The following is a 22,803-nucleotide window of genomic DNA, read 5'->3' on the forward strand; positions in this document are numbered from 1 at the left end:
GAGCATGACCTACACAATCTTAATCGTAGAAGATGAATATCTGGTGAGACAAGGTTTGACCAAGCTGGTCAATGTAGCAGCCTACGATATGGAAATCATCGGTCAGGTTGAAAATGGAAGGCAGGCTTGGGAGCTGATTCAAAAGCAGGTGCCAGACATTGTTTTAACTGATATTAACATGCCCCAGCTAAATGGTATCCAGTTAGCCAGTCTGGTCCGAGAAACCTATCCTCAGGTTCATTTGGTCTTTTTAACAGGCTACGATGATTTTGATTATGCTTTGTCTGCTGTCAAACTCGGTGTGGATGACTACCTGCTCAAGCCTTTTTCTCGTCAGGATATTGAGGAAATGTTGGGAAAAATCAAGCAAAAGTTGGACAAAGAAGAGAAAGAAGAGCAGTTACAAGATTTATTGACCGATAAGTTTGAGGGAAATATGGCCCAGAAAATCCAGTCCCATCTGGCTGATAGCCAGTTTAGTTTAAAGTCTTTAGCCAATGACTTAGGTTTTAGTCCGACCTATCTGAGTTCTTTGATTAAGAAAGAGTTGGGCTTGCCTTTTCAGGATTATTTGGTGCGAGAGCGTGTCAAACAAGCTAAGCTCTTGCTTTTGACCACAGATTTTAAGATTTATGAGATAGCCGAAAAGGTTGGCTTTGAAGATATGAACTACTTTACCCAACGCTTTAAGCATATTGCGGGTGTGACACCTCGTCAGTTTAAGAAGGGGGAAGGTCGATGAAACGTTCGTCTCTTCTAGTTAGAATGGTTATTTCTATCTTTCTGGTCTTTCTCATTCTCCTAGCTCTGGTTGGGACTTTCTACTATCGATCTAGTTCTTCAGCCATTGAGGCTAGCATTGAGGGCAATAGTCAAACGACTATCAGTCAGACTAGCCACTTTATCCAGTCTTATATCAAAAAATTAGAAACCACCTCGACCAGTTTGACCCAGCAGACGGATGTCCTAGCCTATGCTGAGAATCCCAGTCAAGACAAGGTAAAGGGAATTCGAGATCTGTTTTTAACCATCTTGAAGGCAGATCAGGACTTGAAAGCTGTTGTGCTGGTAACCAAGTCTGGTCAGCTCATTTCTACAGATGACAGTGTGCAGATGAAAACATCTTCAGATATGATGACTGAGGATTGGTACCAAAAGGCCATTCATCAGGGAGCTAAGCCAGTTTTGACTCCAGCTCATAAATCAGATAGTCAATGGGTTATTTCTGTCACTCAGGAACTTCTTGATGCAAAGGGAGCCGATCTGGGCGTTCTTCGCTTGGATATTTCCTATGAAACTCTGGAAGCCTATCTCAATCAACTCCAGTTGGGTCAGCAGGGCTTTGCCTTTATCATCAATGAAAACCATGAATTTGTTTACCATCCTCAACACACAGTCTATAGTTCAGCTAGTGAAATGGAAGCCATGAAACCCTACATTGAGACAGGACAGGGCTATACGCTCGACCACCAATCCTACGTCAGTCAGGAAAAGATTGCAGGAACTGATTGGACGGTGCTTGGCGTGTCATCACTGGAAAAGTTAGACCAGGTTCGGAGTCAACTCTTGTGGACCTTGCTTGGGGCTAGTGTCACATCACTTCTTGCCTGTCTCTGCTTGGTGTGGTTCAGTCTCAAGCGCTGGATTGCCCCTTTGAAGGATTTGAGAGAAACCATGCTGGAGATTGCTTCTGGTTCTCAAAATCTTCGTGCCAAGGAAGCGGGTGCTTATGAACTGAGAGAGGTGACTCGCCAGTTTAATGCCATGTTGGATCAGATTGATCAGTTGATGATAGATATTCGTAGGCAGGAAGAAACGACCCGTCAGTACCAACTTCAAGCCCTATCAAGCCAGATTAATCCGCATTTCCTCTATAACACCTTGGACACGATCATCTGGATGGCTGAATTTCAGGACAGTCAGCGAGTGGTTCAGGTGACCAAGTCCTTGGCAACCTATTTCCGCTTGGCGCTCAATCAGGGGAAGGATTTGATTTGCTTGTCTGACGAAATCAATCATGTCCGCCAGTATCTCTTTATCCAGAAACAACGTTATGGCGATAAGCTGGAGTATGAAATTAATGAAACTCCTGCCTTTGATAATCTAGTCTTGCCTAAGTTGGTGTTGCAACCCCTTGTAGAAAATGCTCTTTACCATGGTATTAAAGAAAAAGAAGGTCAGGGCCATATTAAAATTACTGTCCAGAAACAGGATTCAGGAATGGTCATCCGTATTGAGGATGATGGAGTTGGCTTCCAAGATACTAGTGATAGTAGTCAAAGTCAACTCAAACGTGGGGGAGTTGGTCTTCAAAATGTTGATCAACGGCTCAAACTTCACTTTGGAGAAGATTACCAAATGAAGATTGATTCTATTCCCTCAAAAGGTACGACAGTAGAAATATACATAAATAGAATAGAAATTAGCTAACTCCCAGTTCATTCTGGGAGTTTTATGCGTAATTGGGCAAGCTTTCTAGGTTGTCTATCTTGCTAAAACGTAGAAAAAACGATATGATAGATAATGACAAAAGAGGTATCAAGTATGAAGGAAAAAGACATTCAAAGAGAAACAAGCCAGATTGTAAAAGATGTATTAGAAAAGGCCAATTTGAAGCAGGGATCTATCTTTGTTTTGGGCCTTTCTTCTAGTGAAGTGATAGGTGGTCAGATTGGCAAGGAATCCAGCCAAGAAATTGGGGAAATCATTGTGAAGACCATCCTAGATATCCTAGAAGAAAATGGAATTCATCTAGCCGTTCAAGGTTGTGAACATGTCAATCGGGCCCTCGTCGTTGAACGTCAGGTGGCAGAGCAGTTTGGTCTGGAAATGGTCAGTGTCCTTCCTACCCTTCATGCAGGAGGTTCAGGTCAGTTGGCAGCCTTCAAGTTTATGCAAGATCCAGTTGAGGTTGAATTTATCAAGGCTCATGCTGGATTGGATATCGGAGACACTGCAATTGGCATGCATGTCAAGCATGTTCAGGTTCCGATTCGCCCTCTTTTGAGAGAAATTGGGCATGCCCATGTAACGGCTCTTGCTAGCCGTCCAAAATTAATTGGAGGTGCGCGTGCGCATTATCCACAAGATTCTATCAGAAAGTCGTGAGAATGAAAAAAACAAAACAACAACTAGAAAAAATCACCAAATATTCGATTCGTAAGCTAACTGTTGGGGTAGGTCCTGTAGCAATCGGGGCCTTCCTTTTTGGTGCTAGTACCCTTTCAGTAGATAAGGTTCAAGCCAATGAAGTCGGCGGTGCTCATAGCGTTCATTACCGTTATTTGGCGGAGCAGGAATTGACCGAGTCTGAAAAAGCCCTGATTCACCATGAGGTTCCTAGAGAATTTCAAGATGATGATATTCTTTATGTAGTTTATCGTAAGAAGGCAACTAACAGACAACAACTTCCTTACACAGGAAGTAAGGAACTAGCTTTGGCAGGTCTTGGCTTGGCAACTGCTTCTCTAGCAGTCTTTTTGGTGTCCAAAAAAGGTCGCAAAGAGGTTCTAGGTGTTCTCTTGATTGGTTCTTTAGGAGCCAGTACCTTTGTACCTTATGGGACATTCGCATTTGAAAATAAAGAATTGCTTTCTTATAACCAAACTATTTCGGCCTCTACACATGAAGGTTTGGCTGAAGGGATTATCCACATTGATGGTTATGAATACATCGGATACTTCAAGGAAGCAGAACTCCATCCATCAAGACCAGCTTCAGCTGAGAAGCCTCAGTTGCCAGTAGAAAAGCAAAGTGCAAATGAAATCGAGAAAACAGAAGTAGTTCAAGAAACACCTGCTGTCACTCCCCAACCTGTTGTTGAAAAACCTTTGGCACAAACTCCGGTTGCTCCTGCGGTTGAAGAAAAACCAGTTTCTGCGAATCCTCAGACAAGACAGGAAGAGAGCTTGGTGGAGATTCCTTTTGAAATAATCACAAGCCCAGATGCGAATCTAGCAGAAGGACAGACTCGTATCGTCGCAGCCGGAGTAAATGGTCAGCGTCGTCTTGTAACTAAAGTATCAATGGTTAATGGTCAAGAAGTTAGAGAAGTCATCGAAGACCAAGTGGTTCAGAATCCTGTGTCACAAGTCATTGCAGTCGGAACTAAGAAAGAGGTACAACCTACCCCAACTCCAGTACCACAAGCTGAACCAAGTCACCAAGTAGCTAAAGGTACGCAAGAAGAAGGGAAGGTAGGACAAGCCTTAACACAACCAGAATTGCCAGAGGCTCCAGTAGAAGCAAAAGGGACTCAAGAAGAAGGGAAGGTAGGACAAGCCTTAACACAACCAGAATTGCCAGAGTATCATGAAGCCAAAGGTGTTCAAGAAGTAAAAGAAGGCGAGAAGCAAGGCCAAGCTTTAGTACAGCCAAAACTTCCTGAATATAAAGAACCAGTTTCAACAAAGGGAACTCAAGAACCTGGTCAAGAAGGTCAAGCACCAGTACAAGAAGTAAACCCAGAATATAAAGTAACAACAGGTACAGTTGAGAAGTCTACCGAAAGTGAATTAGATTTCACAACAGAAGTAGTTCCAGACGATACAAAATATGTGGATGAAGAAGTAGTTGAAACCCCTGGTTCTAAAGGTATCCAAGTTACGAAAACAACTTACGAAACAGTGGAAGGTGTAGAGACAGATAAAGTTCTTTCTACAACTACAGAAGTGAAAGTGCCTGCCGTTTCTAAAGTCGTTAAAAAAGGAACGAAACCACTTGAAGGAACAGTAGATGAAACTGAAGAAGTAGAGATTCCTTTTGAAACAAAAACGCAAGAAGATGACACCTTAAAACGCGGGACAGAAGAAGTTGCTCAACAAGGAAAAAACGGCAAGAAACAAATTACTAAGACGTATAAAACGATTCGTGGTGAAAAAACTACTGAACCACCAACAGTTACTGAAAAAGTAATTGAACAACCTCAAGATAAAATTATTAAAAAAGGTACAAAAGGATTAGAAAAACCAACTTTAGAATGGGCTAAAACAGATAAAGATGTCTTGAAGAAGAGCGCTACAGCTAGTTATACATTGAATAAACCAGCTGGAGTAGAAATTAAATCAATCAAATTAGCGTTAAAAGATAAAGATGGAAAAGTTGTCAAAGAAGTAACAGTTGCTGAAAATAATTTAAACGCTACTGTAGATAAATTGAAATATTATCAAGGCTACACTCTATCCACAACAATGGTTTATGATCGTGGAGAAGGCGAAGAAACTGAGAAATTAGAAGATAAACAAATTCAGTTAGACCTTAAAAAAGTTGAAATCAAAAACATCAAAGAAACAAGCTTGATGAGTGTGGACGCTGATGGTAACGAAACAGATACTAGTTTGCTGACAGAAAAACCAGCTGATCTTGCTCCGCTTTATCTACGAGTGACAACTCATGATAACAAAACAACCAGACTGGCTGTTGATAAGATTGAAGAAGTCACAGTTGATGGCAAGACTTTGTATAAGGTCACTGCCAAAGCACCTGATTTGATTCAACGTAGAGCTGATGATACACTAAGCGAAGAGTATGTACATTACTTTGAAAAACAATTACCGAAGATTGGAAATGTCTATTACAACTTTAAAGAACTCATTGAGGATATGCAAAAAGACCCAACTGGTGAGTTTAAACTTGGTGCAGATTTGAATGCTGCCAATGTTCCAACACCAAGTAAACAGTATGTAACAGGAACGTTTAAAGGTAAGTTGTCTAGTTATGGGGATAACCGCTTTACAATTCATAACCTAGCGCGTCCACTATTCAACCGAGTTGAAAACGCTCATATTCATGACTTCAATCTAGGTAATGTCGATATCAACATGCCTTGGGCTAATAAGACAGCACCGCTTGGTGATATGTTTAAAAAGTCAACGATTGAAAATATTAAAGTGACAGGTAACGTAGTAGGTAACAATGATGTTACTGGTATGGTCAATAAACTGGATGAATCAAACATGCGTAATGTTGCATTTATTGGTAATATTACAAGTGTTGGTAATGCAGGATGGTGGTCTGGTGGACTTGTAAGTGAAAGTTGGAGAAGTAACACCGACAACTCTTACATTGATGCATATATTAAAGGGAATAAAGCTAAGGTCGGTGGCCTGGTTGCTAAATTGAATCACGGTGATAACCCAATGGACGTTAGTGCATGGGGACGTCTGAAGAATTCCGTGGCAAAAGGTACGATTGATGTGAAAGAACCTCTTGAGACAGGTGGTCTGCTTCATTCTAACTGGTCGTGGGGGCTTGCTGAAAATAACGTTACCATGATGAAAGTGAAGAATGGTGGTGAGATTCTTTACGGTTCTCGTGATGCAGAGGATGATGATTACTTTGGTGCAAACTGGGTTCGAAATAATAATGTATTCGTTAATGGTGTAAGTGAAGGTAAACAATCATATTCTCGCTCTAGTCGTTGGAAGGGTATTTCCCAAGAAGAAGCCGATGCCAGAATTGCTAAAATGGGAATTACTGCACATGAATATACAATAACTGAACATTTTGTAGATAAGTTAAACCATAAGGCAACAAAAGCAGATACTTACAAATCTACTCAAGATTATGACGTATCTCGTGAACTTGCTTACCGTAATATTGAAAAACTTCAACCGTTCTACAACAAAGAATGGATTGTAAATCAAGGTAATAAGATTCCTGCAGATTCTAAATTACTAAATACGGAAGTTTTATCTGTTACAGGTATGAAAGATGGACAATTTGTGACCGACTTATCAGATGCTGACCATATTATGATTCATTACGCTGATAAGACGAAAGAAATTAAGGCTATTACACAGAAAGAATCTAAGGTTCAACAAGTTCGTGAATATAGTATTGAAGGATTAGGTGATGTTGTCTATACACCAAACATGGTTGTTAAAGATCGTGCAAATTTGATTAATGATATCAAAGCTAAATTAGCTTCTGTTGAACTTGATTCAGATGAAGTTCGTAAGATTAATAACAATCCTAAGATGTTATACATGGAAGAAAGCTTCAAAGAAGTAAAAGATAATCTTGATGCTTTAGTTAAAGCTTTAGTTGAAAATGAAGACCATCAATTAAATACGGACGAAGCAGCTAAACGTGCATTGATTAAAAAAGTTGAAGATAACAAAGCTAAAATCATGTTAGCTCTGGCTTACTTAAACCAATACTATGGAATTAAATTTGACGGATTAAATATCAAAAATATGATGACCTTTAAACCGGATTTCTACGGTAAGAACGTTAACGTACTTGATAGATTAATCAGCTTCGCATCAAATGGTAACAACCTAAAAGGTGATCAATCACACGATGCATTTAACAGAGCTCTTGCAAGTGCTACTGGTAAAGCTAATTTACACGAATTCCTGAAGTACAACATGGAATTATTCACTAGTGAAACAGATATGAATACTTGGTTCAAGAACAACATTGCAGATAACGCTTATGTTGTTGAGAAACAATCATCAAATCCTGATTTTGCGAATAAGAAACATAAATTGTATGAAGTAATTAATAATGGACATCACGGACGTTATATTCTACCACTTCTGAATCTGAAGAAAGCGCATATGATTTTAATTACAACCTATAATACCATTGCGTTTAGTTCATTTGAGAAATATGGTAAAAATACGGTAGAAGAACGTGAAGCGTTTAAGAAGCAAGTTGATTTACGTGCGCAAGAACAAATCAATTACTTGGACTTCTGGTCAAGACTTGCTGCTGATAATGTACGAAATCAACTTCTTAAGAGTGAGAATATGGTACCATCTGCCATTTGGGATAATCATGATGTACCAGGTCTTGGTTGGGTTGACCGTATGGGACATACTAAGAATGGCGATTTTGCTCCAATTCGTGAATTCTATGGTCCGACTGATAAGTGGCACGGATACAATGGAATGGGTGCATACGCTTATATCTTCCAAAATCCACAACCACAAGAGGCTGTATATTATATCATCTCTAGCATGATTAGTGATTTTGGTACATCTGCATTCACTCACGAAACAACTCACATCAATGACCGTATGGCCTACTTAGGAACTTGGCGTCACCGTGAAGGAACAGACGTTGAAGCCTTTGCTCAAGGTATGTTACAATCACCATCAGTCTCAAATCCAAATGGTGAATATGGTTCCTTAGGATTAAACATGGCGTATGAACGTCAAAATGATGGTAATCAATGGTATAACTATAATCCTAATATGCTAGATAGTCGTCAGAAGATTGACCATTACATGAAGAACTATAATGAATCAATGATGATGCTTGATTACTTAGAAGCTGAAGCGGTCATTAAGAAAAATGAAGGAACCAATGATAAGTGGTTCAAGAAAATGGATCGAGAATGGCGTTCGAATGCTGATCGTAACAGTCTAAAAGGTAAGCCACATCAATGGGATAAACTTCGTGATTTAAATGATGAAGAGAAAAACATGAAGTTAACAACGATTGATCAATTGGTAAACAATAACTTTGTTACCAAGCATGGAATGCCTGGTAATGGACGTTATCGTTCAGAAGGTTTTGACACTGCTTATCAAACCGTTAATATGATGGCAGGTATCTATGGTGGTAACACAAGTAGAAGTACTGTAGGTTCTATTTCATTTAAACATAATACATTCCGTATGTGGGGTTACTTTGGTTATCTCGATGGTTTCTTAGGATACGCTTCTAATAAATATAAAGATGCTGCTAAGAAAGAAAACAATGGTTATGTTGGAGATGATTTCATCATTAAGAAAGTTTCAAATGGAAGATTCCAAAACTTAGAAGAATGGAAATCTGCTTGGTACCATGAAGTACATGAGAAAGCTCAAAAAGGTTTTGTTGAAATTGAAATTAATGGTGAGAAAATTTCAACTTATGCAAGACTTCAAGAATTATTTGATGAAGCAGTTGAGAAAGATCTTAAAGGGAATGGATTTGGAAATACAGTTGGTCTGAAAGAAAAAGTTTATAAACAACTCTTACAAAAATCTAATGGATTTACTGGAGATTTGTTTACTAAATAGTAGATAGGACTAATAGAATAATAAAAAGGTAGATCAGTTTTATCTGAATCTGCCTTTTTTATGTTTTTAAAGTCTTTGGTTGTTAAATTACAAGCATAATTATTGAAAAAATTAATCTAAATTAGTTTTCTAAAAAGTAACTGAAGTGGGAAGTAATTCCTTATTTTATGGATAGTGAGATCGTTCAAACAACTTGCAAAAATAGCTTAAAAATTATAAAATTAATGGTATAGTGTTTTATAAATATATATAAAAATCAATATAATATAATGCTGAGAAAGAAAGAGTTATTATAAATGAAGAACAAGATTACTGTTAAGTCCCTTGAGAATCAGAAAAAAGAAAAGATCATGCGTTTCTCCATTCGTAAATATAGTTTTGGTGCAGCGAGTGTAGCGGTTGCTGCCTTTTTAATGTTTTTAGGAAATGGGGCAGTTTCTGCGGATCAATTGAAAGTAACTGAAGAGACTTCTAGTAAAGTAGAGTTGGCTCAAGAAGGTGGGGATAAGGCTGAAAATCAGAGCGAGTCAAAAATCAGTGAACCGAAAATCAGTAAACCAGAATTAGATAAAAATCAACTTGCAAATTATGTTGGTGAAATTGAAGGTAAGATTTCGAGTGGAGCCTACACCAATAAGACTGAGGAAAGTGTAGTGAGTCTAGCTGCTGAGTTAGCTAGTGCAAAAGCGACATTAGCGAGCGCGAGCACGCAAGAAGAGTTGACGAACGCCTATCAAAAACTAGTAACTGCTGTTAACTCAAAACTAAGAAATAAGCCGGTTGAGAAAAAAGAAATTGTCTCAACAGATACTACTGAGGGTAAAGAAACAGTTGGTATCGAAGCTGAGAATACTGAGAAAGCATCAGAATCAAATGCGATTGAAAATACAGGAGCGAATGATTCCCGTAATGGAAGTAAGATTGAAGCAGATACTACATTCCGTGCAGCTGTCAATCAAGATCCAAAGGTAGATTTCACGTTCTCGATTCCATCTGAGAAGAAAATCTATATCTATAATGAAGAGCATTTCTCATTAGAAATTCCAGTATATTCCGAAACAGGAAAGATTCGCTATGCAACTATTAAGAAAGGATCACGACAAAGATTTCCTAATGTTGCAGGTACGGATAATGACTTGGATGTTGAATTTGGATTCACAGCTAGGGTAATAAACCGAGCGGAAACAGCAGGAGTAACATCGGATGCGAGTCAAGCAAATCCTGCAAAAATCGTTATTACGGGTCGTCCAAATGATGTACTGAAAAAGCATCGAGATTATACAAAACAAGAGACCCAAACACTTAATATTGGGACTCGTTATGTTCAGGTAGTTGATGACCAAGGTAGAGAAAATCTTAAAAAAGGCGATAGTATTGCAGATCCAGGGTATTTCTACTTAGTATTAAAAGCTCAATCTAAAAAATACGCCCTAAGATCTCAACCTACAGATGAAAAAATTTCTGTAACTAGTTTAACAAATCCAACGGCAGAAGACTTGCAAAAAATCAAAGATAGTATTCAACTAGAATATTCAACAACGAACGAAGATGCAAGATTTGCTGATAAACGTGGAACTTTGGTAGAACATCCTGAGGATGTTATCCAATCGGTTAATATAGTAGGGAATAACATTGTTGTTACATTTACAGACGGCTCTACGAAGACGAAACCAGTAGGAGAGATAGTTAGAAAAAATACTCCTCCGACTGTTAATCTTCCATATTCAAACGAAGCGAACAGAAATATTTATATCTATTCTGGAGAAGAGACAGATCTGACATTCACTGCAACGGATGAATCTAAGATTAAAGATCTAAAACTTCGTGGTCCTGGTGACGTTAACTACAATAACGCAACTAGTTATGGTTTAGCAGTTGGGAAAGTGACAGACAGTGCTCTATCAAGTGGAGAAGGTTCTGTTTCTGAAGATAAGAAAACCGCAACGATTAAAATGACTGGAACTACTAACCTTACAGCTGACCAAAAATGGACGAGTGTAATCGTTGCTAAAGATGATAATAATGGAGAAAGTGCACCTTTCAACGGAAGAATTAATGCCACTACTAATCCTGCAGAACGTCAAAAAATTGAAGGTTATGTTGAGTTTGTTGTAAAAAATCAAACTACTAAATATGATATTAAGACTCCAGAAGGAACAGTTAGTGTAGTAGATCCAGCGAATGTTACGGCTGACGAATTTGAAAAAATTAAAGAAAAAGTAAAAATTGAATACTCTCAAACTAACGATGATGCAAATCTTACAAGTAAAAGAGGACAAGCTGTAGAAATTCAAGCGTCAAGAATTTCTACGATTACAAAAGATGCTAATGGAAATCTTGTTGTAATGTATAAAGATGGTTCAACTGATACAAAACCTTTATCAGAGTTCACGAGTTTAAATAAACAACCTGCAATTGATGCAATTAATACAGCTGCAGACAAAAAAATTGCGGAAATTAATTCAAATACAAATGCAACTGCGGAAGAAAAAGCAGCAGCAATCGAAAAAGTTAATGCCGATAAGACAAAAGCTTTAACAGCGATTAATGATAATTCGGTAACGACAAAAGCAGCATTAGATAATGCGAAAACATCAGGAACAACTGTGATTAGCAATGATAACCCGGTAGTAACTAAGAAAGATACGGCAAAAGCAGCTATTGATACAGCTTTAAGAGAGAAAGCAGCAGCCATCGATACGAATAACGACTTAACGACAGAAGAGAAGAATGCAGCAAAAGCAGATGCACAGGCAAAAGCGAATGCAGCAAAAACAGCAATCGATAATGCTACAACAAACGTAGCAGTGGACTCAGCCCAAACGGCAGGAACGACAAGTGTAAGTTCAGTAACGCCAACAGCGGTAGCGAAACCAGTGGCTAAGAAAGCAATAGATGATGCACTTAAAGCGAAAGAAGCACAACTTGATGCAAGAAATGATTTAACAACTGAAGAAAAAGAAGCAGCAAAAGCAGATGCACAAGCAAGAGCAACAGCGGCTAAAAATAATATTGATACTGCAACAACAAACTCAACAGTAGATAATGCGAAAACTACAGGCGTTGCTGATGTAGAAAGCGTTAATCCGCAAGCAAGCCAAAAGAAAACTGACGCAAAAAATGCAGTTGATGAAGCGTTAAAAGCAAAAGAAGCAGAGATTGATGCCAATAACGATTTGACTGCTGAAGAAAAATCCAAAGCTAAGGAAGACGCAAAATCCAAAGCAGATGTAGCAAAGCAAGCCATCGACAACGCGACAACAAACGATGCAGTAACTCAAGCTAAAAACGCTGGGGCAATATCAGTAGATTCGGTGACTCCAACGCCGGTAGCCAAACCAGCAGCGAAGCAAGCCATCGATGACGCATTAAAAGCTAAGAATGACGCGATTGATTCCAATAACGATTTGACTGCTGAAGAAAAAGCCAAAGCTAAAGAAGATGCGAAAGCCAAAGCCGATGCAGCGAAGCAAGCAATCGACAACGCGACAACAAACGATGCGGTAGAACAAGCTAAAAATGACGGAGCGACAAGTATATCTTCAGTAACTCCAACACCAACAGCTAAACCGGCTGCAAAACAAGCCATCGATGACGCATTGAAAGCTAAGAACGACGCGATTGATGCCAACAATGACTTAACAGACGAAGAAAAAACTGCGGCGAAAGCTGATGCAAAAGCCAAATCTGACGCAGCGAAGCAAGCAATCGACAAGGCGACAACAAATGATGCAGTAACGCAAGCTAAAAACGACGGAGCAACATCAGTAGATTCGGTGACTCCAACTCCGGTAGCGAAGCCAGCTGCAAAACAAGCCATCGATGAAGCATTAAAAGCAAAAGAAGCAGCAATAGATGCCAACAATGACTTAACAGCAGAAGAAAAAACAAAAGCTAAAGAAGATGCGAAAGCCAAAGCAGACGCAGCAAAACAAGCAATTGATCAAGCAACAACAAATGCAGCGGTGGAACAAGCTAAGGCTGATGGAGCAACAAGTGTAGACTCAGTGACACCAACAGCGCAAGCGAAGCCAGCGGCAAAACAAGCCATCGATGAAGCATTAAAAGCAAAAGAAGCAGCAATAGATGCCAACAATGACTTAACAGCAGAAGAGAAAGCCAAAGCTAAGGAAGACGCCAAAGCCAAAGCCGATGCAGCTAAACAAGCAATCGATAGCGCAACAACAAACGCAGCGGTAGAACAAGCTAAAAATGACGGAGCGACAAGTATATCATCAGTCACTCCAACACCAACAGCTAAACCGGCTGCAAAACAAGCAATTGATGACGCATTGAAAGCTAAGAATGACGCGATTGATGCCAATAATGACTTAACAGACGAAGAAAAAACTGCGGCGAAAGCTGATGCAAAAGCCAAATCTGACGCAGCGAAGCAAGCAATCGACAAGGCGACAACAAATGATGCAGTAACGCAAGCTAAAAACGACGGAGCAACATCAGTAGATTCGGTGACTCCAACTCCGGTAGCCAAACCAGCAGCTAAGAAAGCCATCGATGAAGCATTAAAAGCAAAAGAAGCAGCAATAGATGCCAACAATGACTTAACAGCAGAAGAAAAAACAAAAGCTAAAGAAGATGCGAAAGCCAAAGCAGACGCAGCAAAACAAGCAATTGATCAAGCGACAACAAATGCAGCGGTGGAACAAGCTAAGGCTGATGGAGCGACAAGTGTATCTTTAGTAACACCAACAGCGCAAGCGAAGCCAGCTGCAAAACAAGCCATCGATGAAGCATTAAAAGCAAAAGAAGCAGCAATAGATGCCAACAATGACTTAACAGCAGAAGAGAAAGCCAAAGCTAAGGAAGACGCCAAAGCCAAAGCCGATGCAGCTAAACAAGCAATCGATAGCGCAACAACAAACGCAGCGGTAGAACAAGCTAAAAATGACGGAGCGACAAGTATATCTTCAGTCACTCCAACACCAACAGCTAAACCGGCTGCAAAACAAGCAATTGATGACGCATTGAAAGCTAAGAATGACGCGATTGATGCCAATAATGACTTAACAGACGAAGAAAAAACTGCAGCTAAAGCAGATGCAAAAGCCAAAGCCGACGCAGCGAAACAAGCAATCGACAACGCAACAACAAACGATGCAGTTGAGAAAGCTAAAAACGATGGAGTGACAAGTGTATCTTCAGTAAGTCCAACAGCGCAAGCTAAGCCAGCGGCTAAACAAGCAATCGACGATGCATTAAAAGCTAAGGAAGCAGCAATTGACGCAAACAACGACTTAACAGACGAAGAGAAAACTGCAGCGAAAGCTGATGCGAAAGCCAAAGCCGACGCAGCGAAGACTGCAATTGACAATGCAACCACAAACGATACCGTAACGCAAGCTAAAAACGACGGAGCGACAAGTGTATCATCAGTCACTCCAACACCAACAGCTAAACCGGCTGCTAAGAAGGCCATCGAAGATGCGCTGAAAGCTAAGGAAGCAGCAATCAACGCAAATAATGACTTAACAGACGAAGAAAAAGCCAAAGCTAAGCAAGAAGCGCAAGACAAGGCAGCTGCAGCGAAACAAGCGATCGATAATGCGACAACAAACGCGGGAGTAGACCAAGCTAAGGCTAATGGAACAACAGAAGTAAATAATGTAAATCCAACAGCAGTGGCAAAACCAGCAGCTAAAAAAGCAATCGACGATGCCCTAAAAGCTAAAAATGACGCGATTGATGCTCGAGATAATCTGACAGCTGAGGAAAAAATAGCAGCTAAGGAAGAAGCTAAAGCCAAAGCCGACGCAGCGAAGACTGCAATCGACAACGCAACCACAAACGATGCAGTAACTCAAGCTAAAAATGATGGGGCAGCAAGTGTATCTTCAGTGACTCCAACTCCAGTAGCCAAACCAGCAGCTAAGAAAGCAATCGACGATGCATTAAAAGCTAAGGAAGCAGCGATTGACGCGAACAACGACTTAACAGACGAAGAGAAAACTGCAGCTAAAGCAGATGCAAAAGCCAAAGCCGACGCAGCGAAAACAGCAATAGACAACGCGACAACAAATGATGAGGTAGAACAAGCTAAAAATGATGGAGCAACATCGGTAGATTCGGTGACTCCAACTCCAGTAGCGAAACCAGAGGCGAAGAAAGCAGTAGAAGATGCACTTAAAGCCAAAGAAGCAGAAATCGATGCTCGAGATGATCTGACAGCTGAGGAAAAAACAGCAGCTAAAGAAGAAGCGAAAGCCAAAGCAGACGCAGCGAAGACTGCAATCGACAATGCGACAACAAATAATGCAGTAACTCAAGCTAAAAACGCTGGAGCAACGAGTGTATCTTCAGTAAATCCAACAGCGCAAGCTAAGCCAGCGGCTAAAAAAGCAATAGACGATGCGCTGAAAGCTAAGGAAGCAGAAATCGATGCGAACAACGACTTAACAGCAATCGACAACGCAACAACAAATGATGCAGTAACTCAAGCTAAAAATGATGGAGCAACAAGTGTAGACTCAGTAAATCCAACAGCTGAGACAAAACCGGCAGCTAAGAAAGCAATCGACGATGCGCTGAAAGCTAAAAATGACGCGATCGATGCGAACAACGACTTAACAGACGAAGAGAAAACTGCAGCCAAAGCAGACGCTAAAGCGAAAGCTGACACAACTAAGGAAGCAATCGACAACGCAAAAACAAACGATGCAGTCGATCAAGCTAAGTCAATTGGTATAGCAGAAGTGACTTCAGTAAACCCAGACGCAGTAGCGAAAACAGAAGCTAAACAAGCAATCGACGAAGCTCTTAAAGCTAAGAATGCCGAGATAGATTCTCGTCCAGACTTAACGGAAGAAGAGAAAACTGTGGCTAAGGAAGATGTGAAAGCGAAAGCAGACGCAGCGAAACAAGCAATCGATAAAGCAACAACAAACGATGCGGTAGAACAAGCTAAGGCTAACGGAGCAACAGAAGTCATCTCAGTCAATCCAGCAGCAGTAGCGAAGGAAGAAGCTAAGCAAGCCATTGATGAAGCTCTTAAAGCTAAGAATGCCGAGATAGATTCTCGTCTAGACTTAACTGACGAAGAGAAAACTGTGGCTAAGGAATATGCAAAAGATAAAGCTGATACAGCTAAGGAAGTAATCGATAAAGCGACAACAAACGAAGAAGTCGCTCAAGCTAAGCCTAACGGAACAACAGAAGTAAACAATGTAAATCCAGACGCAGTAGCGAAGCCAGAAGCTAAGCAAGCAATCGATGATGCATTGAAAGCTAAAAATGACGCGATCGATGCGAACAACGACTTAACAGCCGAAGAAAAAACTGTAGCGAAAACTGACGCGAAAGCAAAAGCAGATGCAGCGAAAGAAGCAATCGATAATGCAACAACAAATGCAGAAGTCAACCAAGCTAAGTCAACTGGTATTGAGGAAGTGAACTCAGTCAATCCAACGCCAGTAGCTAAGACAACAGCTAAGAAAGCAATAGAAGATGCACTAAAAGCTAAGAATGCCGAGATAGATTTTCGTGCAGACTTAACAGATGGGGAGAAGACTGCAGCGAAAGCTGACGCGAAAGCAAAAGCAGATGCAGCGAAAGAAGCAATCGATAATGCAACAACAAACGCAGAAGTCGCTCAAGTTAAGTCAACTGGAACAACAGAAGTCACTTCAGTTAATCCAGTAGCAGTGGCGAAGCCAGCAGCGAAGCAAGCAATAGAAGATGCACTAAAAGCTAAGAACGATGAGATTAATGCTCGCACAGACTTAACAGCCGAAGAGAAAATTGTTGCTAAGGCTGAAGCAAAAGCTAAAGCAGACTCAGCCAAACAAGCCATCGATAGCGCAACAACAAACGAGTCGGTAGAACAAGCTAAGACTAATGGAGCAACAAGTGTAGAATCAGTCAATCCAACGCCAGTAGCTAAGAAAGCAGCTAAGGTAGCAATTGATGATGCACTAAAAGCTAAGAATGCTGAGCTAGACAACCGTCTGGATTTAACAGCGGAAGAAAAAGCTAAAGCTAAAGAAGAAGCTAAGTCTAAAGCAGACGCAGCGAAAGAAGCCATCGACAACGCGACAACAAAAGCAGAAGTCGACCAAGCTAAGTCAACTGGTATTGAGGAAGTGAACTCAGTCAATCCGATCGCACAAATTAGACCGGCAGTTGGAGTAAGTACTGGAGTTCATGTAAACTCAGCTAATCCAACTTCTAAAGAAAAACCACAGGAAAAACAAGCAATAGACCAAGTATTGAAAACTGATGAAGCCAAAGCTAAAGTGAAAGATAGTGTAGCATCTACTATCTCACAACTTGAAAATGAGAATCAGCAAGTAGCTACTAATCAGCGTGTAGTGGCTAGAGAATTGCCAAATACAGGTACAACAGAATCCATAACAGCAATTGTTGCAGCAACAGCTAGTGCGATACTTGGTTTTGGTCTTATTGCTCGTCGTCGAAAAGAAGATGAAGAAGACAAATTAGAAAATCAGTAACGATTTCTAACAGTTGCAACTCCTTTTTTGAGACTAAGTAGATAATATTATTCTTAAAACTCTCCTAGAGCAAAATAGCTACTAGGAGAGTTTTTTCTCTAATCAGAAGATACGTGACGGGACTAAAAACAATCTCATCTGCTTTGCGGATGAGGGTTTTCTTATTTTGTGCTATACTTAAGATATGCATAGAAAAACAGTGATTGATTTTAGGGCTTTGGGCGAGAGATACACCTTTACCCAGCCTATTAAAGAGTTGAAAACGAGAAATGTAGCAGAAGTGGCAGATTTGCTGGTACAAGTGGAAAGCTACCAAGAGCAAGGCTACTATGTGGTGGGCTATGTCAGCTACGAGGCTGCACCTGCTTTTGAGGAGAAATTAGCAGTTCATAAAGCTCCTTTACTGGACGAGTATTTGCTTTACTTTACTGTTCACGATAGGGTGGAGACATCTCCTATTCCCCTGACTTATGATGAGGTTGATTTGCCTTCAAATTGGCAGGAAGTGACGTCTGAAGCAGATTATGAAAAGGCGATTGCTCAGATTCACCATCATTTGCGGCAGGGGGACACCTATCAGGTCAACTACACCGTCCAACTCAAGCAAAAATTAAGTGCCAATCCTTTTGCCATCTACAATCGTATGGTAGTAGAGCAGGAGGCGGGCTACAATGCTTATGTTGAACATGACGAGATGGCAGTGATTTCCATGAGTCCAGAACTCTTTTTTGAGCAAAATGACCGCGAGTTGACAACACGACCAATGAAGGGAACGACTCAGCGTGGGGTAACTGACCAAGAAGATCTTGAACAGGCCAGTTGGTTGGAGCAGGATTCTAAAAATCGCTCTGAAAATATGATGATTGTGGACCTCTTGCGCAATGACATGAACCGTATTTCTGAGGTGGGGAGTGAGCATGTAGAGCGTCTTTGCCAAGTGGAACAGTATTCAACGGTTTGGCAGATGACTTCGACCATCAAGAGTTGGTTGCGAGAGGATGTTGACCTTGTAGAAATATTCCGTTCTCTCTTTCCTTGTGGTTCCATAACGGGAGCTCCGAAAATTGCGACTATGGAAATTATAAAGGACTTGGAACCACAACCGCGTGGAGTCTACTGCGGAACGATTGGTCTCCTGCTTCCAAGTGGACGACGGATTTTTAATGTTGCTATCCGGACTATTCAACTGCATCAAGGGAAAGCCATCTATGGAGTTGGAGGTGGGATTACTTGGGATAGTACATGGGAGTCTGAATATCGTGAAGTTCATCAAAAGGCGGCTGTTCTCTATCGTAAACAAGCTCGTTTCAAACTGATTACTACAGGGAAAATCAGCCAGAAGAACTTGCTGTTTGAAGAACAACATATAGAAAGGCTGAGAAAAGCTAGTCGGTATTTTGCCTTTCCATTTGATTCAGAAAACTTGAAACAAAAGATAGAGGAAGAGTGTCAGGCTTGTGATGCTAATCAAGATTACCGCTTGCGTATTTCTCTCGACAAGTCTGGAGAGATAGAACTCAGTCGTCAAGTATTAACACCCCTTAGTCCAAGTTTTTGTCAGGCCAAACTTTGCCTTCAGGAAGCCAATTTGCAACAAGCCTTTACCTACTTCAAAACGACTCACCGACCGCATTTGAGCCTAGGTGAACAAGAGAAGATTTACCATAATGTAAAAGGAGAACTTCTTGAAATCTCTATCGGAAATTTGGTTCTGAAAATCGATGGGAAACTCTATACACCGCCTATCCGACTTGGAATCTTGCCAGGAATTTATCGTCAGCATTTGCTGGAAACAGGACAGGTAGAAGAGAAAGTCTTGACCTTGGCAGAATTAACCCAAGCAGAAGCCATCTATGGCTGTAACGCGGTGAGGGGCTTGTATGAATTGTCAGTAAAGGAGAGATAAATGAAACTAATATTTTTACATGGATTAGGCCAGTCAGCGGAGAGTTGGAAGGAAGTGCAGGAGTTACTTGCGGATTATCCCTCTGAAGCCCTCGACTTATTCCCTACGGGAATTACTAGCTATCAAGAAGCCAAGGAGCGCATTTATCAGCACTTGTCAGAGGAGACAGAACCTTTTGTCCTAATCGGTTTGTCCTTAGGAGCTGCACTTACATTAGAGCTGTCAAGTTACGATTTGCCAAATCTTCAGGCCTTGGTTTTGTCAGGCTGTCCATTGAAACTAGCTGGTAATATCCCTTTTTACATTCAGTTGCTGATTTTTAAACTACTTCCCAAAAGAGTATTTGAAAAACAGGGAGCAGACAAAGCTCTTATGGTCGGAGTTTCTGAGGAATTGAAGACACTTGATTTAACTGATATATCAAGGACTTGCCCCTATCCAACCTTACTAATTTGTGGTAGCAAAGATAAACCGAATCTTAGTTCTATGAGAAGTCTTCATAAACTAATATCAGAATCTCAATTTCAGATTATACCAGATGGACCTCATGTCTTGAATAAGGCTAAACCAAAGGAGTTTGTAGAAAAGATCAGAAGTTTCCTTGAATTGCTGAAATAAGTTTGATAAAATAATATTGAAATCGATATCATAATTATGGGAGAAAAAGATGAACAAACGTCTATTTTTAAAAATGAGTCTGGCTACCTTGCCAGTTTTAGCCTTGTTTTCACAACCTGTGTTAGCAGAGGAAAACATTCATTTTTCTAGCTGTAAGGAAGCTTGGGAGAATGGATACTCGGATATTCACGAGGGAGAACCTGGTTATTCTGCCAAGTTAGACCGCGATCATGATGGTGTGGCTTGCGAATTGAAAAATGCCCCTAAGGGTGCTTTTAAAGCAAAACAAGCGGCTACAACTCAAACCGACACAAGTTCAGCAACAGCAAGTGGTTGGGTTAAGCAGGACGGCGCTTGGTATTATTTTGACGGAAATGGAAATCCAGTGAAAAATGCTTGGCAGGGAAGCTATTACCTGAAAGCTGATGGTCAAATGGCACAGAGCGAATGGATTTATGACTCTTCTTATCAAACTTGGTATTATTTGAAATCAGATGGTTCTTATGAAAAAAATGCATGGCAAGGAGCTTATTACCTTAAATCAAACGGTAAAATGGCACAAGGTGAGTGGGTTTATGACTCTTCTTATCAAGCCTGGTATTACTTGAAATCAGATGGTTCTTATGCTCGCAATGCATGGCAAGGAAATTACTATTTGAAATCAGATGGTAAAATGGCTAAAAATGAGCGAGTTGATGGAGGTCGCTACTATGTAGATGCTTCAGGTCTATGGAAACCATAAGTAAGGATAAAATCTAGAAAGTTAATGCAAACCTTTGCATAAATGAGTGAATTTTGTTATACTAGTACTGTAAGCATTTTCAATAAATTCATAATAAAAAAGGAGAATATGATGAGTCAAAAGATTATTGGGATTGACCTTGGTGGAACTTCTATCAAATTTGCAATTTTAACAACAGCAGGAGAAATCCAAGAAAAATGGTCTATCAAGACTAACATTTTGGATGAGGGAAGTCATATCGTAGATGATATGATTGAGTCTATTCAACATCGTTTGGACTTGCTTGGATTGGTAGCAGCAGACTTCCAAGGTATCGGAATGGGATCACCAGGTGTGGTTGACCGTGAAAAAGGGACTGTTATCGGTGCCTACAACCTCAACTGGAAAACACTTCAACCAATCAAAGAGAAGATTGAAAAGGCTTTGGGTATTCCATTCTTCATCGATAATGATGCCAACGTAGCTGCTCTTGGTGAACGTTGGATGGGTGCTGGTGATAACCAACCAGACGTTGTCTTTATGACACTAGGTACAGGTGTTGGTGGCGGTATCGTTGCAGAAGGCAAATTGCTTCACGGTGTTGCTGGTGCAGCAGGTGAGCTTGGCCACATCACTGTTGACTTTGACCAACCAATCGCATGTACCTGTGGTAAGAAAGGCTGTCTTGAGACAGTCGCTTCTGCAACAGGGATTGTCAACTTGACTCGTCGCTATGCTGATGAATACGAAGGCGATGCAGCCTTGAAACGCTTGATTGATAACGGAGAAGAAGTAACTGCTAAGACTGTCTTTGATTTGGCAAAAGAAGGAGACGACCTTGCTTTGATCGTTTACCGTAACTTCTCACGTTACTTGGGAATCGCTTGTGCTAACATCGGATCAATCCTAAACCCATCAACAATCGTTATCGGTGGCGGTGTGTCAGCTGCAGGAGAATTCCTTCTACAAGGTGTTCAAAAGGTTTACGACGAAAATACTTTCCCACAAGTACGTACATCTACTAAATTAGCTCTTGCAACTCTAGGAAATGACGCTGGGGTTATCGGAGCAGCATCACTTGTATTGCAATAAAATAGATAAGGAGAAAAACACTACTTTAAAGCGAGTGATTTTCCTCCTTTCTTTTTTTATGCTATACTAGTTAGGACAATAAATGAGGTGAGAGTAAATGACAAAAGCAGATACGATTTTTAAAGAAAATATTGAACGAATCCTCAAAGATGGAGTCTTTTCTGAGCAGGCTCGTCCCAAGTACAAGGATGGGACTGTTGCCAACTCCAAGTACGTAACGGGTGCCTTTGCAGAGTATGACTTATCTAAAGGAGAATTTCCAATCACAACCTTGCGTCCTATTGCCATCAAATCCGCAATCAAGGAAGTGCTCTGGATTTACCAAGACCAGTCTAATAGCCTAGAAGTGCTCAATGACAAGTACAATGTTCACTACTGGAATGACTGGGAGGTGGGAGATACGGGAACTATTGGTGAGCGTTACGGGGCAGTCGTTAAGAAACACGATATTATCAATAAGCTTCTCAAGCAGTTGGAAGCTAATCCTTGGAACCGTCGAAACATTATCTCCCTTTGGGATTACCAAGCTTTTGAGGAGACAGATGGGCTGCTCCCCTGCGCCTTTCAGACCATGTTTGATGTCCGCCGTGTAGATGGAGAAATCTATCTGGATGCGACCTTGACCCAGCGTTCTAACGACATGCTAGTGGCCCACCATATCAACGCTATGCAGTACGTGGCTCTTCAAATGATGATTGCCAAGCATTTTGGCTGGAAGGTTGGGAAGTTCTTCTACTTTATCAACAACCTCCATATCTATGATAATCAATTTGAACAAGCAGAGGAATTGCTTCGTCGGGAGCCGTCAAACTGCCAACCACGTTTGGTCTTGAATGTGCCAGATAAGACCAATTTCTTTGATATCAAAGCAGAAGATTTTGAGTTGGTGGATTATGACCCTGTTAAGCCACAGTTGAAGTTTGACCTAGCTATTTAAAAGAATAGAAAAAAGAAGTTGAGACAATGAATCCCAACTTCTTTTGTTTC

Annotated in this window: 9 protein-coding genes and 1 pseudogene; all 10 read left to right on the top strand. The window is 40.6% G+C overall.

What is annotated here, in order from left to right; all coding sequences use genetic code 11:
- Positions 1-4: 4 nt before the first annotated feature.
- Positions 5-742, top strand: coding sequence for a response regulator transcription factor (locus RN80_RS04690; protein ID WP_060627837.1), 738 nt, complete (start codon positions 5-7; stop codon positions 740-742).
- Positions 739-2,430 carry a cache domain-containing sensor histidine kinase gene (locus RN80_RS04695; protein WP_060627839.1) on the top strand — a complete coding sequence of 564 codons (1,692 nt, stop codon included), beginning with the start codon at positions 739-741 and terminating at the stop codon, positions 2,428-2,430. The genes RN80_RS04690 and RN80_RS04695 overlap by 4 nt, the downstream gene beginning before the upstream one ends.
- Positions 2,431-2,544: 114 nt before the next feature.
- Positions 2,545-3,108, top strand: coding sequence for a TIGR01440 family protein (locus RN80_RS04700; RefSeq protein WP_000659520.1), 564 nt, complete (start codon positions 2,545-2,547; stop codon positions 3,106-3,108).
- A gap of 2 nt (positions 3,109-3,110) precedes the next feature.
- On the top strand, positions 3,111-9,014 hold the full coding sequence (locus tag RN80_RS04705) for a ZmpA/ZmpB/ZmpC family metallo-endopeptidase (RefSeq protein ID WP_060627840.1): 5,904 nt from the start codon (positions 3,111-3,113) through the stop codon (positions 9,012-9,014).
- Positions 9,015-9,310: 296 nt separating this feature from the next.
- On the top strand, positions 9,311-17,479 hold the full coding sequence (locus tag RN80_RS04710; protein ID WP_060627841.1) for a sialic acid-binding adhesin: 8,169 nt from the start codon (positions 9,311-9,313) through the stop codon (positions 17,477-17,479).
- Positions 17,480-17,663: 184 nt separating this feature from the next.
- Entirely contained in the window at positions 17,664-19,385 is a 1,722-nt protein-coding gene (pabB, locus tag RN80_RS04715; protein WP_060627842.1) for an aminodeoxychorismate synthase component I, read from the top strand.
- Positions 19,386-20,003, top strand: a complete 618-nt coding sequence (locus RN80_RS04720) for an alpha/beta fold hydrolase (RefSeq protein ID WP_060627843.1) — start codon at positions 19,386-19,388, stop codon at positions 20,001-20,003.
- A gap of 49 nt (positions 20,004-20,052) precedes the next feature.
- A pseudogene (locus RN80_RS04725) lies at positions 20,053-20,739 on the top strand (excalibur calcium-binding domain-containing protein); the annotation flags it as partial.
- Between the two features lie 117 nt (positions 20,740-20,856).
- Positions 20,857-21,816, top strand: a complete 960-nt coding sequence (locus RN80_RS04730; protein ID WP_000078564.1) for an ROK family glucokinase — start codon at positions 20,857-20,859, stop codon at positions 21,814-21,816.
- A gap of 97 nt (positions 21,817-21,913) precedes the next feature.
- Complete coding sequence (locus RN80_RS04735; RefSeq protein WP_060627845.1) at positions 21,914-22,753, top strand: thymidylate synthase; 840 nt, start codon at positions 21,914-21,916, stop codon at positions 22,751-22,753.
- Positions 22,754-22,803 lie beyond the last annotated feature (50 nt).

It is taken from the genome of Streptococcus mitis (assembly GCF_001281025.1).
Lineage (GTDB): Bacteria > Bacillota > Bacilli > Lactobacillales > Streptococcaceae > Streptococcus > Streptococcus mitis_AK.

Excerpts from the sequence above, each read along its gene's own strand:
- RN80_RS04700 (WP_000659520.1), top strand. The coding sequence starts at position 2,545 with ATGAAGGAAAAAGACATTCAAAGAGAAACAAGCCAGATTGTAAAAGAT.
- RN80_RS04720 (WP_060627843.1), top strand. The coding sequence starts at position 19,386 with ATGAAACTAATATTTTTACATGGATTAGGCCAGTCAGCGGAGAGTTGG.
- RN80_RS04690 (WP_060627837.1), top strand. The coding sequence starts at position 5 with ATGACCTACACAATCTTAATCGTAGAAGATGAATATCTGGTGAGACAA.
- RN80_RS04735 (WP_060627845.1), top strand. The coding sequence starts at position 21,914 with ATGACAAAAGCAGATACGATTTTTAAAGAAAATATTGAACGAATCCTC.
- pabB (WP_060627842.1), top strand. The coding sequence starts at position 17,664 with ATGCATAGAAAAACAGTGATTGATTTTAGGGCTTTGGGCGAGAGATAC.
- RN80_RS04730 (WP_000078564.1), top strand. The coding sequence starts at position 20,857 with ATGAGTCAAAAGATTATTGGGATTGACCTTGGTGGAACTTCTATCAAA.
- RN80_RS04705 (WP_060627840.1), top strand. The coding sequence starts at position 3,111 with ATGAAAAAAACAAAACAACAACTAGAAAAAATCACCAAATATTCGATT.
- RN80_RS04710 (WP_060627841.1), top strand. The coding sequence starts at position 9,311 with ATGAAGAACAAGATTACTGTTAAGTCCCTTGAGAATCAGAAAAAAGAA.
- RN80_RS04695 (WP_060627839.1), top strand. The coding sequence starts at position 739 with ATGAAACGTTCGTCTCTTCTAGTTAGAATGGTTATTTCTATCTTTCTG.